Origin of the sequence: Curtobacterium sp. MCBA15_009, from assembly GCF_001864895.1 — a bacterium.
GTDB lineage: Bacteria > Actinomycetota > Actinomycetes > Actinomycetales > Microbacteriaceae > Curtobacterium.
Genome location: NZ_MJGO01000002.1, coordinates 39,918 through 54,082 on the forward strand (window position 1 = coordinate 39,918; position 14,165 = coordinate 54,082).

Genomic DNA, 14,165 nt, shown 5'->3' on the forward strand with positions numbered 1-14,165 from the left:
GTGTGGGGCCGGGGCCCCGCTGTGGGAGTGAGGGTTCTAGGGGAGGGTGACCTTGTCCGGCTGGTCCTCGATGGACCGCGGCTGCTGGGCGGCCACCGTGTTCTGCTCGGTGTCCTTGCGCTGGAACTGGCGCATCATCCCGCCGATGAGCGACGGTCGACCCTGCGACTTCGAGTAGACGTCGAAGGCGACGGCGACGAGCAGGACGAGACCGCGGATGATCTGCACCTTGTTCGACTCGAGGCCCATGAGCTGCAGACCGTTCGACAGCAGCGCCATGACGAGACCACCGATGATCGACCCGGAGATCGTACCGACGCCACCGGCGACGGCGGCACCACCGACGAACACGGCGGCGATCGCGTCGAGCTCCCAGCCGGTGCCGTCCGCGGGGCCGGAGGCACCCGAGTAGGCGACGAACACCATGCCGGCGATCGCGGCGAGGACCGACATGTTCATCATGACGAAGAAGTTGACCTTCCGCGCCGAGACACCGGACAGGACGGCGGCGTTCGCGTTGCCACCGACGGCGTAGACCTGGCGACCGAAGATCGTGTTCTTCGTGACGAAGCCGTAGACGATCGTCAGGACGCCGAGGATGATCGCGACGATCGGGACCGAGGTGCCGACCGGGCCGGCGCCGAACAGGTACGTGGCGACGAGGGTGACGGCGACCAGGATGCCGGTGCGGACGATCGAGACCCACAGCGGCGGGACCTCGGCCTGCATCTTCTTGCGGCGGGCACGGCCGCGCGCCTCGATGATGATGAGCGCGAGGATCGTGACGAGCCCGATGAGCAGCGTGCCGTTGCTGTAGCCGAAGTCCGGACCGAAGTCACCGAGGAAGCCGGCGCCGATCGGCGTGTACGCGTCCGGCACGGGGACCGAGGTCGAGCCACCGATGATCTGGTTGACACCGCGGAAGATGAGCTGGCCGGCCAGGGTCACGATGAAGGCGGGGACCTTCACGAACGCGACCCAGAAGCCCTGCCACGCACCGATCAGGGCGCCGCAGACCAGGCCCAGGATGATCGCGGCCCACACCGGGAAGTCCCACACGGCCATGGACTGCGCCACGACGATGCCGACCACGGCGGCGACCGAACCGACCGACAGGTCGATGTGGCCGGCGATGATCACCATGACCATGCCGAGCGCCAGGATCAGGATGTACGAGTACTGCAGGAACAGGTTGATCACGTTCGTGGGCTCGAGGATGAGCCCCTTCGTCGTGATCGAGAAGAAGATCACGATCGCGATGAGCGCGATGACCATGCCGTACTGGCCGATGCTGTTGCCCTTGCCGAAGAGCAGTTTCAGGTTGTTCATGAGGCGTTGGCGCCCTTCCGCGCGGAGGTCATGCTGCGCATGAGCGATTCGGGATCGGCCTGGTCGGCCGGCAGGTCAGCGGTGATCTGACCCTCGAAGATGGTGTAGATCCGGTCGGACAGTCCGAGCAGCTCGGGGAGCTCGGAGGAGATGAGGATGATGCCCTTCCCCTCGGCCGCGAGCTGCTGGATGATCCCGTAGATCTCGAACTTGGCGCCGACGTCGATGCCGCGGGTCGGCTCGTCGAGGATGAGGATGTCCGGGTCGGTGAACATCCACTTCGACAGGACGACCTTCTGCTGGTTGCCACCGGAGAGCTTGCCGACGTTGTCCTCGACGCTCGGCACCTTGGTGCGGAGCATCTTGCGGTACTTCTCGGCGACCGAGTACTCCTCGAGCGAGTCGACGACGCCGACCTTCGAGATCTTCTGCAGGTCGGCGGCGACCGTCGAGCGCTTCACGGTGTCGAGCAGGTTGAGGCCGAGCGCCTTGCGGTCCTCGGAGACGTAGCCGATGCCGTTCTCGATCGCCTGCTGGACGTTCGTGACCTTGATCTCGCGGCCGTCCTTGATGATCTGGCCGTCGAGCCAGGTGCCGTAGGAGCGACCGAACAGGCTCATCGCGAGCTCGGTGCGGCCGGCGCCCATGAGCCCGGCGAAGCCGACGATCTCACCGCGGCGGACGTGGAAGTTCGACGCCTTGCAGACCAGGCGCGACGAGTCGAGCGGGTGCTGCACGGTCCAGTTGCGGACCTCGAAGAAGGTCTCGCCGATCTTCGGCGTGCGGTCGGGGAAGCGCGACTCGAGCGAACGGCCGACCATGCCGCGGATGATGCGGTCCTCGTTGACGCCGTCCGCCTTGACGTTGAGCGTCTCGATGGTCTTGCCGTCGCGGATGATCGTGATCTCGTCGGCGATCTGCTCGATCTCGTTCAGCTTGTGGCTGATGATGATGCTCGCGATGCCCTTGGCCTTCAGGCCGACGATCAGGTCGAGCAGGTGCTGCGAGTCGTTCTCGTTGAGCGCGGCGGTCGGCTCGTCGAGGATGAGGAGCTTGACGTCCTTGTGCAGGGCCTTCGCGATCTCGACGAGCTGCTGCTTGCCGACACCGATGTTCTTGATCTGGGTGTCCGGGTCGTCGTTCAGGCCGACGCGGGCGAGCAGGTCCTGCGCGCGGAGCTGCGCGGCGGTCCAGTTGATGACGCCGCCGCGGCTCGGCTCGTTGCCGAGGAACAGGTTCTCGGTGATCGACAGCTCCGGCACGAGCGCGAGCTCCTGGTGGATGATGACGATGCCGGCCTGCTCGGACTGCTTGATGTTCGCGAAGCGGACCTCTTCGCCCTCGTAGACGATCTCGCCGCTGTAGGTGCCGTACGGGTAGACGCCCGACAGGACCTTCATCAGGGTCGACTTGCCGGCGCCGTTCTCGCCGCAGATCGCGTGGATCTCGCCGGCGCGGACCTGGAGGGAGACATCCGAGAGTGCCTTGACACCAGGGAACTCCTTGGTGATGGATCGCATCTCGAGGATCGTCTCGGGTGCGGTGATCGACCGGGTCTCGAGACCGGTACCGATCGGGGTTGACGCCACAGTGCATCTCCTTCTGCCGCCTCGACGCGGCAGTTGTTCGAGTGGTTCTGCTGCGGCAGCGAGTCGGCACAGGGGGCCTGTGTGGACTTCGTTGTCGCGTCCGGTGTCCGGCTGGTGTGACGCTCATGTGAACGGTCACATCGGCAGGACGGAGGCAATTTACGCACAGCCCCGGTGCGGCTGTCAATTCGGATTGGTCGCAGTTCTGTAACGGCCTGCGTGATCCGGAGGGCGCGTCCCCCGGGCTGGGGGTGTGGTGGCGGTCTTCGGGCGTGGAGGGTGCTGTTCCGCGCGTCGGAGGGTGTTCCGCACGTGGGGAGGCGAACCGCGCGTCGGCAGCCGGAAGTTCTGGCCTCCTACGCGCGGAAGTGCTCTCCGTGCGCGGAACTGCAACCTGCCGTAGGTGTGCGGCGGAAGGTGGCGGATCGCACGTCGGAGGCTGATCCGCGCGTGGGCAGCCGGAAGTTCTGGCCTCCCACGCGCGAACCTGCTGCCCACGCGCGGAACCGCTGCCCACGCGCGAACCTGCTTGCCACGCGCGGAACTGCACCCAGGGGCCCGCGCGTCAGCGGCTGCGCGGAGCCCCCGTGGACGCGCGCACGACGAGCTGCGGGACGATGTCGATCGGGCGGAGCAGCTCGCCCTCGCTCGGCAGGAGCAGGTCCACGCACCGCCGCCCGAGTTCGGCGAAGTCGACCTGCACCGTCGTGAGCGGTGGCCAGAAGTGCTTCGCCTCGGGGATGTCGTCGTAGCCCACCACAGACAGGTCGCCGGGCACGTCCAGCCCGTACGACCGCGCCGCGTGCATGACCCCGAGTGCCATCTGGTCGTTCGAGCAGAAGATCGCCGTGCAGTCCCGCCACCGCAGCAGCTCCCGGCCTGCGTGGTAGCCGAAGTCGGCGGTCCAGTCGCCCAGGATCGGCGGGGCGACCGCCATGTCCCGGTCGGACATCTCGCGCAGGAACCCCTGCATCCGTGCGTCCGCCTCGATCCAGTCCTGCGGCCCCGCGATGTGCCGGACGTACTCGTGCCCGAGGTCGAGCAGGTGCGCGGTCGCGAGCCGGGCGCCCTCCATCTGGTCGACCCAGAGCGCCGTCGGGTCCTCGCCGACGCTGGCGCGCATGGTGACGTACGGGGTGCGGATGCCGAGCTCCGCGATGAGGTCGAACACGCGCTGCTGGGGGGCGATCACCACGATGCCCTCGACGTCCAGGTCGAGCAGGTGCCCGAGGCCCTCGCGCACGGCGGCGTCGGTCGCCTCGGCGATGTTGGCCGTCGTGACGGAGTACCCACGGAGCATCGCGGCGTCCTCGATCGCCTGCAGGGCGACGGCCGGTCCGTAGTGGGCCCGCCGTGCCGTCAGGACGCCGATCGTGTGGGTGCGACTCGTCACCAGGGCCCGTGCCGCACGGTTCGGGCGGTACTGCAGCTGCTCCATCGCTGCGACGACCTTGTCGCGGGTCTCCGCCCGGATCGCGTCCGAGTTGTTCAGCACCCGCGAGACGGTCTGGTGCGAGACGCCCGCGACCCGTGCGACGTCACGGATGCTGGGCGAACGCGGTTGTTGTGTCCGCGATGACGCCATTGCTGCTCGTTTCCGCTCGGGGCCGTGGCACATCGATGTGCACGTTCACATTCCGAGCCAGATCATTATGCACGCCCGTGCCCTGCGCGCCAGCCGGACGCCGTCCGCCGCGGCTTCCGGTGCGTGCAGGCAGCACGGCGCGGCGGCCGACGGCGTGTGGCGACGCCGCGGATCCGACTGGGCCTCATGGCGATGACGCTCACCACGGGCCGGGCGGTGTGTCCGGTTCGTCAGAGCCAGTTGCGCTTTCGGAACACCAGCCAGAGGACGCCCATCAGCGCCAGCATGCCGACGATCGCCACCGGGTACCCGTACCGCCAGTGCAGCTCCGGCATGTGGTCGAAGTTCATGCCGTAGACACCGGCGATCAGCCCGGGCGCGAACAGGATCGCCGCCCACGACGAGATCTTCTTGACCTCCTCGCCCTGCCGGTGCGCGGCGCGGGCGAGCTGGCGGCTCTCCTCGCCCTGCGCCAGGCTCGCGCTCGTCATCCGGCGCATCGCCTCGTTCTGCTCCTGGGACACCAGCGTGGCGTGCAGGGTCAGGGCGTTCTCGAGCAGGGCGCGGAACGAGTCGATCCGTTCGGAGACGCGCAGCGCGTGGTCGAGCACGTTCCGCAGGCGGTGCTGGACCTCGTCGTCGACGCCGTACTTGTCGGCACCGCGCAGCAGCCCGCGGACCATCGAGGGCACCGGCTTCGTCGCGCGCTGGAAGGACAGCACCTCGCTGAGCACCTGGTAGATGCGCTTCGAGACGCCCGGGTCGACCTGGCCAGCGAACAGCTGGTCCTCGATGGTGTCGATCTGGTCCTGCAGCACCTCGACGACGGGGGCGTAGCCGTCGACGACCTCGTCGAGCACCGCGGCGGTGACCGCCTCGGATCCCCGCGCGAGGAAGTCGGGGTCCTGCTCGACACGGGCCCGGAGCGCCCCCAGGTCCGGCCGGTCGGCGTGCCGGACGCTCACCACGAACCGGTCGCCGACGAACAGGTGCACCTCGCCGAACGCGACCGCACCCGCGGTCGGCTCGTACCAGGCGGGCCGGAGCACGACGAACAGGGTGTCGCCGTAGCGCTCGAGCTTCGCCCGCTGGTGTCCCTTCGCGGCGTCCTCGACGGCGTTCTCGTGCAGGTCGAACTCCGCGGCGACGGCGTCGAGCTCACGTGCGTCGGGACGGAGCAGGCCGATCCACGTCAGGTCGCCGCCGACGGGTCGCGACGGCGACGCCGGCGACTCCACGCGGCGTCCCCGGACGTAGATCGCGTTGTCGATCAGTGCCATGTGCGTGCTCCTCGGGTCGGGAGCAGGCAGGCGCGGTGGTGCCCCGGTCAGCACCGGGGCAGGGCGGGTCAGCGAACGGGCGCGACGACCACCAGGGGCGGTCGGCCCGATCGAGGATGGTCACCCGACATCGCGCCTCACCTGCCCTTCTCGTCTCGTCCGGCCGTGCCCGGAGGGGCTGCCGACGGACGAGCGTACGCCTGCCGTGTGCACGGGACAAGCCGGTCCGTCCGACCGGCCCCGGCGGCTACCGGTCGGCCTCAGCGCGTGACGCGCAGACCGGCCGTCCGGAGCTCGGCGAGCTGCCACCCGAGCCACGGGCTCCAGGCGAACGGTGCGCCGGCGACGGCCTCGTGCAGGGAGTCCTCGGAGACCCACGCCCACTCGGCGACCTCGTCGTCGGCGGGGGCCGGGGTGTCGTCGGTCACGGCACGGAAGACGGGGCAGACCTCGTTCTCGACGATGCCGGACGCGTCGACCGCGCGGTACCGGAAGTCCGGCAGCACGACCTCGACGTCGCGCACGGTGATGCCGAGCTCGCGCGAGGCACGGCGGGCGATGGCGTCCTCGAACGACTCGTCGGGTCCGGGGTGGCCGCAGAACGTGTTGGTCCACACGCCCGGCCACGTCTTCTTCGACAGGGCTCGCCGGGTCACCAGGACGTCCCCGTCGGTGTTCCGCACGTGGCACGAGAAGGCCAGGTGGAGGGGCGTGTGGTCTGTGTGCACCGTGAACTTGTCCGCCGTGCCGACCGGGGTACGGTCGTCGGCCAGCAGGACCACGGTTTCCGGGAAAGCATTCATCTGCACCGATAGATTAGACCGATGAGCGAGGAAGCGACCACCGTCGCACACATCGACCTCGCGCTCGTCGACGAATGCCTCGAGCGCTTCTTCGCTGTGTCGTCGGCCCGCGCCGAGCGCTACGGCCGACCGTCCGAGGAACTCTGGCGCGTGCTCCGCAAGGCGAGCATGGGCGGCAAGCGCTTCCGGCCGCGCATGGTCCTCACCGCGTACGCCGGCATGGGCGGCACCGACGTGCCCGCCGCCGCGAACGTCGCCGCCGCCTACGAACTCCTGCACACCGCCCTCGTCGTGCACGACGACGTCATCGACCGCGACTGGTCCCGCCGCGGGCAGCCGAACGTCGCCGGGTCCTTCCGCGACACCGGCACGACGGGTGGGCTGCCGCTGCCCACCGCCGAGCACCGGGGGATGAGCGCCGCGGTCATCGCCGGCGACCTCGCGCTCGCCGCCGCGCCCCGCTTCATCGAGGCCTCGGGCGCCGAGGGGCACCGCCGCGCACGCCTGCTCGAGCTCCTCGACGAGGCCGTCTTCGCCAGTGCCGCCGGCGAGATGACCGACGTCGACCTCGCACTCGGCGTGATGCCGACGGTGGACGAGGTCCTGCAGATGGAGCGCGCGAAGACGAGCGTGTACTCGTTCGAGGCCCCGCTGCAGTCCGGCGCCGTGCTCGCCGGTGCCGACGAGTCCGTCGTCGCCGCGCTCGGCGCCTTCGGCCGCGAGATCGGCATCGCGTACCAGATCGTGGACGACCTGCTCGGGGTCTTCGGGGACGAGACGACGACCGGCAAGAGCGTCCTCGGCGACCTGCGCGAGGGCAAGCGCACGATGCTCATCGCCTACGCCGCGACGACCGACTGCTGGCCGGACCTGGCGCCGTACCTGGGCGACCCCGACCTGACCGAGGAGCGCGCGGCCGAACTCCGTGCGACCCTGGTCACCTGCGGTGCCCGATCCGCCGCGGAGTCCCGGATCGCCGAGCACGTCGCACTCGCACGTGCCGAGCTGTCCGGGCTGCCGTACGACCTCGCCGACCGCCTGGAGGGCCTCGTGACCGAACTCGTGGAACGCGCCCGGTGACGACCGTCACGTCGCCGTCGCGCCGCCTGCCCCTGTACGACGCGACGGCCGAGGCCGCCTCGGGCGTCGTCATCGACCGGTACTCGACGTCGTTCGGCCTGGCCAGCCGGCTGCTCGTGAAGGACACGCGGGAGCACATCCGCAACGTCTACGCCCTGGTCCGCGTCGCGGACGAGGTCGTCGACGGCCCGGCGACCGAGGCCGGTCTCGACCGCGACCTCGCCCGCACGGTGCTCGACGAGCTCGAGGCCGACACCGAGCGGGCGATCGCCCTCGGCTTCTCGGTGAACCCGGTCGTGCACGCGTTCGCCCGCACCGCCCGGGTCACCGGGTTCGGCGCGGAGCTCACGAAGCCGTTCTTCGCGTCGATGCGGATGGACCTCGAGCGCACCGAGCACGACGACGCCTCGTTCGACGCCTACGTGTACGGCTCGGCCGAGGTCGTCGGGCTCATGTGCCTGCGCGCCTTCGTGTACCGCGCCGGGCGACCGACCTTCGACCAGGCCGAGCTCGTCGCCGGGGCCCGTGCCCTCGGGGCCGCGTTCCAGAAGGTGAACTTCCTGCGCGACCTGCACGCCGACTTCGAGGTGCTCGGTCGCTCCTACTTCCCGGGGGTCGACATCCGCTCGTTCGACGAGACCACGAAGGAGCGTCTGGTGGCCGATGTCCAGGACGACCTCGACCACGCCGCCCGGACCATCCGGCTGCTGCCGGCCGACGCCCGGAACGCGGTCGGCCTCGCGCACGCCCTGTTCCAGGAGCTCAACGACCGCATCGCACGAACGCCGGCGCACCGCCTGGTGACGACGCGCGTGCGCGTCCCGAACCCGGTGAAGGCCCGCCTGGCCGCGCAGGTGCTCGCCGGACGTGCGCCCGTGCGGTCGAAGGCGTCCAGCCGTCGGACGGGAGGCACGGCGTGACCCCGCCCCGCGCCTCCCGTCCGGACACGGCCGCGTCCCCGACCCGGCGCAAGGTGCCCGCCCGCCGCGCCGTCGTGATCGGCGGCGGCATCAGCGGCCTGGCGGCCGCTGCCCTGCTCGCCCGTGACGGCTTCGCCGTCACGGTGCTCGAACAGCGCACCCAGCTCGGCGGCCGCGCCGGGTCGTGGGAGCGCGACGGCTTCCGGTTCGACACCGGGCCGTCGTGGTACCTCATGCCCGAGGTGTTCGACCACTTCTTCCGGCTGCTCGGCACCTCGGCCGACGCCGAGCTCGACCTGGTGGAGCTCGACCCGGGCTACCGCGTCTACACCGAGGGCCACGACGAGCCGATCGACCTGCGGGCGGACCGCGAGGCGAACATCGCGCTCTTCGAGTCCGTCGAGCCGGGCGCCGGCGCGCGGATCCGGAAGTACCTCGCCTCGGCCGAGGACACCTACGCGATGGCGATCCGCCGGTTCCTGTACACGACGTTCCAGGACCTCACGAAGCTCGCGGCCCCCGACGTGCTCCGTCGTCTGCCGAAGCTCGCCCGGCTCCTGCTGCAGCCGTTGTCGTCCCGCGCCGCCTCGGCGGTCAAGGACCGGCGCCTCTGGCAGATCCTCGGCTACCCCGCGGTCTTCCTGGGCACCAGCCCGTACGCCGCACCGAGCATGTACCACCTGATGAGCCACCTCGACCTCGCCGACGGGGTGCTGTACCCGAAGGGCGGCATCACCGAGGTCATCGGCGCCGTCGAGCGCGTCGCCCGGGCCGAGGGCGCCCGGGTCATCGCCGGCGCGAAGGTCGAGCGGATCGTCGTCGAGGACGGCGTCGCCACCGGGGTCGTGCACCGCGACCGCGACGGCGTGCAGCACACCGCCCCGGCGGACCTCGTGGTGAGCGCCGCCGACCTGCAGCACACCGAGATGCAGCTGCTCGACCGCGAGCACCGCACCCACGGCGCCGAGCACTGGAAGACCCGCGACCCGGGGCCGAGCGCCGTGCTCGTGTACCTCGGCATCGACGGGCCGACGCCGGGGCTGCTGCACCACACGCTCGTCTTCACCGAGGACTGGAAGGCGAACTTCGGCGCCATCTTCGGGAAGGACCGGCACGTGCCGGACCCGGCGTCGATCTACGTCTGCGCCCCCTCGGAGACGGACCCGTCCGTCGCGCCCCGCGGCTCGAGCAACCTGTTCATCCTCGTGCCGCTGCCGGCCGACCTGTCGATCGGCAAGGGCGGCGTCGACGGCGCCGGCGACTTCGAGGTCGAGCGGATCGCCGACCGCGCGATCGACGTCGTCGCCGAACGCGCCGGCGTCCCGGACCTGCGCGACCGGATCCGGGTGCGCCGGACGATCGGTCCGCGCGACTTCGCCGACGACCTGAACGCCTGGAACGGCTCGATGCTCGGCCCGGCGCACACCCTGAAGCAGAGCGCGTTCTTCCGCGAGAAGAACGCCTCGACGAAGGTGCAGGGGCTGTACTACGTCGGCGCCTCGACGATCCCGGGCATCGGCCTGCCGATGTGCCTGATCAGCGCCGAGGTGCTGCTCAAGCGCATCCACGGCGACACGAGCACCGAACCGCTGCCGACACCGCTCCGGGCGCCGAGGGACCGGACCGGCGCCGCCTGATGCCGGGGGTGTACCTCGCCGGCCTCGTGGTGTCCCTGGTCGGCATGACCGTGCTCGACGCCCGCTTCCGGCTGTTCTTCTGGCGGGCACCCTGGCGGGCGGCTGCCGTGATGGTCGTCGGCGTCGCGTTCTTCATGGTGTGGGACGTGGCCGGGGTCGCGGCCGGCATCTTCTTCATCGGACCGCAGGACCTGCTCACCGGGGTGCTCCTGGCGCCCGAGGTCCCGCTCGAGGAGCTCTTCTTCCTGCTGCTGCTCTGCTACTCGACGATGGACCTGGTCGGGTTCGTCCGGCCGGTCGTCGCCCGGGCTGCGGAACGGCGGCGCCCGTGACCGGCACCGGCGCGTACGCGCTGCTCGCGCTGCCCTTCTTCGCCGTCACCGCCGTCGTGGCCGTGGCCGCCGGGGCCGTCGCCGCACGTCGTGCCCGGGCGGCTGGACGCCGACCGGGTCACGGTCGCCGCGTCGCGGTGACCACCTCGCTCGTCGCCGGTGCCGCCCTGCTCGTCATGACGATCGTCTTCGACAACGTCATCGTCGGGCTCGGCATCGTCGACTACGACGCCGGACTCATCAGCGGTGCGAAGATCGGGGTGATCCCGGTCGAGGACCTCGCCTACGCGATGTCGGCGGTCGTGCTGCTGCCCAGCCTCTGGGTGCTGTTCGACCGCTCCGGCGGACGGGACGCGACCCGACCGCCCGACGCGACCGCGGCGCGCCCCGCGCCCGAGCCGACCACCGCACGACCGGAGGACCACCCGTGAACGCCAGCACCGCCTCCAGGCCGTCGACCCTGCGTGCGCTGTTCGTGTCGTCGCGGCCGATCAGCTGGGTGAACACCGCCTACCCGTTCGGCGCCGCGTACCTGCTCGGCAGCGGGGTGGGGGTCGACGGCGGTGGCGGGTTCTCGCTCGTCGCGTTCCTGGTCGGCGTCGTGTACTTCCTGGTGCCCTACAACCTGGCGATGTACGGCATCAACGACGTCTTCGACTACGAGTCCGACCTGCGCAACCCGCGCAAGGGCGGCGTCGAGGGGGCGCTGCTCGACAAGAGCGTGCACCGCACGACGCTGTGGGCCGTCGTCGTCACGAACGTCCCCTTCCTCGTCGCGCTCGTGGTGCTCGGCGCGGTGAGCGGCAACGGCCCGTGGTCGTGGCTCGTGCTGGCGATCAGCGTGTTCGCGGTCATCGCGTACTCGGCACCGGGGCTGCGGTTCAAGGAGAAGCCGTTCCTCGACTCCCTGACGTCGTCCACCCACTTCGTGTCGCCGGCGGTCTACGGCCTGGCACTCGCCGGCCCGCACTGGACCGGGCAGCTCGTCGCCGTGTGCGTGGCGTTCTTCCTGTGGGGCGTCGCCTCGCACGCGTTCGGCGCCGTGCAGGACGTCCTGGCCGACCGCGCCGGCGGGATCGGCTCCGTCGCGACCGTGATCGGGGCGCGGGCCACGGTCCGCCTGGCCTTCGTGGCCTACGTGGTGGCCGGCGTCGCGCTGCTGTTCTCGGCGTTCCCCGGGCCGATCGCCGCGGTCGTCGTCGTGCCCTACGCGCTCAACGTGCTGCCGTGGTGGAACGTGACGGACGACGGTGCCGAGGCCGCGAACGCCGGGTGGAAGCGGTTCCTCTGGATCAACTACCTGGCCGGGTTCATTGTGACGATGGCGCTCATCGCGTACGCGTTCACGCACTGAGGCCGGCGACGGCCGGGCGGGCCGTCGCGCGACGGGCCCCGCGGCGTGCGCCCCGCCCGAGGTTCGGGCTGACCGTTGCGCGACGGCCGCCGTCCGCGCCCCGCAGCGGTCGTCGCGCCCCGGCTCACCGGGGCGCGACGCGTGTCCGGGGGCGCGATCCCGGTGGACCGCGGCGACCCGGGCCCGCCCACCCACGCCCGCCCGCACCCACGCCCCCCCCCGCCCGTCACCGGCGCCTGACAGACTGGACGCACGCACCGCGGCGTCCGTGGTGCGACACCAGCCACGACGGCAGTCACGAAGGAGTGCGCGCATGACGGTCCGGATCATCCACGTCGGTCTCGGAGGGTGGGGCGGCAACTGGGCCCGCACCGCCATCCCAGAGGTCTCCGAAGTGGAGGTGGTCGGGATCGTCGACCCGACGGCCCCGACACTCGAGGCCGTCCGCCAGGACCTCGGGCTGCCCGCGTCGGCCGCGTTCGCCTCGCTCACCGAGGCCCTCGCCGCGGTCGAGGCCGACGCCGTCGTCATCACCGCGCCCGCCGTCACGCACGTACCGCTCGCGCTCGAGGCCCTCGAGGCCGGCAAGCACGTCCTGGTCGAGAAGCCGTTCGCGAACACCACGGACGAGGCCGTCACCGCGGTCCGCCGTGCCGAGGAGCTCGGCCTCGTGCTCCAGGTGAGCCAGAACTACCGCTGGTACCCGGCGCCCCGCGTCGTGCAGGAGATGCTCGAGGCGGACGCCGTCGGCGAGCTCTCCGCGATCACGATCGACTTCCGCCAGTGGGACAACGACCTGGCGTTCGAGGAGCACCCGCACTACCGGTTCCCGCACGCGATGATCAACGACATGGCGATCCACCACTTCGACCTGCTCCGGATGGTCACCGGGCGCGAGGCGGTGCGGGTCTACGCGAAGTCCTCGTACCCGTCGTACAGCAAGTACCAGGACGAGGCCGTCGCGTCGATGGTCATCGAGCTCGACGACGGACTGGTCGTGAGCTACCGCGGCAGCTGGCTGAGCCGCGCGCCGCGCACCGCCTGGGCGGGGGAGTGGAGCATCCAGGGCGAGGACGGCGAACTCTGGTTCACCAGCCGTTCCGGTGCCCCGAACGCCGTGGCGGGCGACCGCGTGACGGTCCGCCGCACGCAGGACGACGACGCCGAGCCGGTCGAGCTGCCCACCCTCGCGCACACCGACCGCCAGGGCGGGTTGCAGGCGTTCGCGCGCTCGGTGCAGGGCGGTCCCGCGCCGGAGACGAGCGGCCGCGACAACCTGCGGAGCCTCGCCCTCATGGAGGCGGCGGGCCGCTCCGCCGCCTCGGGCCGACCCGAGGACGTCGTCGTCCCGAGCTGAGCGCAGCCGCCGCCGGTCCCTGCTGAACGCCGGCAGCGTCCGGTCGCGCCCCCGTGCAGGACGGGAGGCACGGTGCCGGCCCGACCCGTGCCTCCCGTCCGCCGCGCCGCAGGGTCCGTCCACCCCGCGGACGCGTCAGGCCACGCCGGCCGCTCGCCGAGCCTGCGCCACGGCGCGACGCGCGCCGAGCGACCAGCCGGGGCCGTGGCCGGGCAGCACGTGCTTCGCCTCGGTGTCCGCGAGCCGGTCGAGCGAGGCGACGGCGGTGTCGACGTCCGAGGTCGCCGCCGGCGCCACGATGCGCGGCCCGATGCCGCCGGTGTAGGGGTCGAGGGTGACGAGCGCGTCGCCCGCGATCACCGCGTCGCGGTCGGCGAAGTGCAGCGCGACGTGCCCGTCGGTGTGCCCCGGCGTCTCGATGATCCACGGGGTGCCGGGGACGTCGGCGCGGGACTCCAGGGGCAGGGTGTCGTCGATGCCGGACACGGTGGCGGCGCCGGCGAGCAGCATCCGCCCGAGCGGCCGCAACCCGCCCGGGTGCCGTGCGACGAAGCCGAGGCGGTTCGTCTGCGGGCGGTAGGAGTACGGGTGGGCGGCGAGCTCCCGGTCGCCCGGGTGTACGTGGACGGGCGTGCCCCAGTCCCGGTGCATCCGCGCCGCGGTGCCGACGTGGTCGAAGTGGCCGTGCGTGAGCAGGAGCCCCTCGACGCGGTCGGGCGTGTACCCGAGGTCGTGCACCGCGAGCTGCAGGTGCGGCCACGCGGCGGGCAGCCCGGCGTCGACGACGAGCAGTCGGTCGCCGGTCTCGACGAGGTACGTGTTGGTGTGTGCGACCTCGAGGCGGTGGATCCCCTCGGCGGCGTCCCGGATGAGCATGACCGGCACGGTAACCAGGTGCT

Annotated in this window: 13 protein-coding genes; 7 read left to right on the forward strand and 6 right to left on the reverse strand. The window is 71.2% G+C overall.

Annotation, left to right across the window (positions count from 1 at the left end):
• Positions 1-36 precede the first annotated feature (36 nt).
• The 5 genes from mmsB to idi form a co-directional block, all read right to left on the reverse strand.
• Positions 37-1,329 (reverse strand): multiple monosaccharide ABC transporter permease, encoded by a 1,293-nt coding sequence (gene mmsB, locus BIU97_RS00865; RefSeq protein ID WP_071296800.1) that lies wholly within the window; start codon positions 1,327-1,329, stop codon positions 37-39.
• The gene (gene mmsA / locus BIU97_RS00870; RefSeq protein WP_071253197.1) at positions 1,326-2,849 is read right to left on the reverse strand and encodes a multiple monosaccharide ABC transporter ATP-binding protein; all 1,524 of its coding nucleotides are present in this window, start codon (positions 2,847-2,849) and stop codon (positions 1,326-1,328) included. The genes mmsB and mmsA overlap by 4 nt, the downstream gene beginning before the upstream one ends.
• Before the next feature lie 634 nt (positions 2,850-3,483).
• Entirely contained in the window at positions 3,484-4,503 is a 1,020-nt protein-coding gene (locus BIU97_RS00875) for a LacI family DNA-binding transcriptional regulator (RefSeq protein ID WP_071253074.1), read from the reverse strand.
• Between the two features lie 230 nt (positions 4,504-4,733).
• The gene (locus BIU97_RS00880) at positions 4,734-5,783 is read right to left on the reverse strand and encodes a magnesium and cobalt transport protein CorA (protein ID WP_071253072.1); all 1,050 of its coding nucleotides are present in this window, start codon (positions 5,781-5,783) and stop codon (positions 4,734-4,736) included.
• Between the two features lie 260 nt (positions 5,784-6,043).
• Positions 6,044-6,586, reverse strand: coding sequence for an isopentenyl-diphosphate Delta-isomerase (idi, locus tag BIU97_RS00885; RefSeq protein ID WP_071253070.1), 543 nt, complete (start codon positions 6,584-6,586; stop codon positions 6,044-6,046).
• 21 nt (positions 6,587-6,607) lie between these two features.
• Here idi and BIU97_RS00890 point away from each other — a divergent pair, with 21 nt between their 5' ends.
• From BIU97_RS00890 to BIU97_RS00920, 7 genes are all read left to right on the forward strand, one after another.
• A complete protein-coding gene (locus BIU97_RS00890; RefSeq protein WP_071296801.1) occupies positions 6,608-7,666 on the forward strand; it encodes a polyprenyl synthetase family protein in 1,059 nt (352 codons plus the stop codon).
• The gene (locus tag BIU97_RS00895; protein ID WP_083420756.1) at positions 7,663-8,586 is read left to right on the forward strand and encodes a phytoene/squalene synthase family protein; all 924 of its coding nucleotides are present in this window, start codon (positions 7,663-7,665) and stop codon (positions 8,584-8,586) included. The genes BIU97_RS00890 and BIU97_RS00895 overlap by 4 nt, the downstream gene beginning before the upstream one ends.
• Positions 8,583-10,223: a phytoene desaturase family protein gene (gene crtI, locus BIU97_RS00900; protein WP_254782812.1), complete on the forward strand. Its 1,641-nt coding sequence runs from the start codon at positions 8,583-8,585 to the stop codon at positions 10,221-10,223. The genes BIU97_RS00895 and crtI overlap by 4 nt, the downstream gene beginning before the upstream one ends.
• On the forward strand, positions 10,223-10,555 hold the full coding sequence (locus BIU97_RS00905; RefSeq protein WP_071296802.1) for a lycopene cyclase domain-containing protein: 333 nt from the start codon (positions 10,223-10,225) through the stop codon (positions 10,553-10,555). Before crtI ends, BIU97_RS00905 begins: the two co-directional genes overlap by 1 nt.
• A complete protein-coding gene (locus BIU97_RS00910; RefSeq protein ID WP_071296803.1) occupies positions 10,552-10,986 on the forward strand; it encodes a lycopene cyclase domain-containing protein in 435 nt (144 codons plus the stop codon). The genes BIU97_RS00905 and BIU97_RS00910 overlap by 4 nt, the downstream gene beginning before the upstream one ends.
• Positions 10,983-11,909 carry a prenyltransferase gene (locus tag BIU97_RS00915; protein WP_071296804.1) on the forward strand — a complete coding sequence of 309 codons (927 nt, stop codon included), beginning with the start codon at positions 10,983-10,985 and terminating at the stop codon, positions 11,907-11,909. Before BIU97_RS00910 ends, BIU97_RS00915 begins: the two co-directional genes overlap by 4 nt.
• A 313-nt stretch (positions 11,910-12,222) precedes the next feature.
• Entirely contained in the window at positions 12,223-13,266 is a 1,044-nt protein-coding gene (locus BIU97_RS00920) for a Gfo/Idh/MocA family protein (RefSeq protein WP_071296805.1), read from the forward strand.
• Between the two features lie 135 nt (positions 13,267-13,401).
• On the opposite strand, the gene BIU97_RS00925 is transcribed toward BIU97_RS00920, so the two are convergent.
• Complete coding sequence (locus BIU97_RS00925; RefSeq protein ID WP_071296906.1) at positions 13,402-14,142, reverse strand: MBL fold metallo-hydrolase; 741 nt, start codon at positions 14,140-14,142, stop codon at positions 13,402-13,404.
• Positions 14,143-14,165: the final 23 nt, after the last annotated feature.

Coding starts and splice junctions, on each gene's coding strand:
- mmsA (WP_071253197.1), bottom strand. CDS start 2,849: ATGCGATCCATCACCAAGGAGTTCCCTGGTGTCAAGGCACTCTCGGAT.
- BIU97_RS00890 (WP_071296801.1), top strand. CDS start 6,608: ATGAGCGAGGAAGCGACCACCGTCGCACACATCGACCTCGCGCTCGTC.
- BIU97_RS00925 (WP_071296906.1), bottom strand. CDS start 14,142: ATGCTCATCCGGGACGCCGCCGAGGGGATCCACCGCCTCGAGGTCGCA.
- idi (WP_071253070.1), bottom strand. CDS start 6,586: ATGAATGCTTTCCCGGAAACCGTGGTCCTGCTGGCCGACGACCGTACC.
- BIU97_RS00875 (WP_071253074.1), bottom strand. CDS start 4,503: ATGGCGTCATCGCGGACACAACAACCGCGTTCGCCCAGCATCCGTGAC.
- BIU97_RS00905 (WP_071296802.1), top strand. CDS start 10,223: ATGCCGGGGGTGTACCTCGCCGGCCTCGTGGTGTCCCTGGTCGGCATG.
- mmsB (WP_071296800.1), bottom strand. CDS start 1,329: ATGAACAACCTGAAACTGCTCTTCGGCAAGGGCAACAGCATCGGCCAG.
- BIU97_RS00880 (WP_071253072.1), bottom strand. CDS start 5,783: ATGGCACTGATCGACAACGCGATCTACGTCCGGGGACGCCGCGTGGAG.
- BIU97_RS00920 (WP_071296805.1), top strand. CDS start 12,223: ATGACGGTCCGGATCATCCACGTCGGTCTCGGAGGGTGGGGCGGCAAC.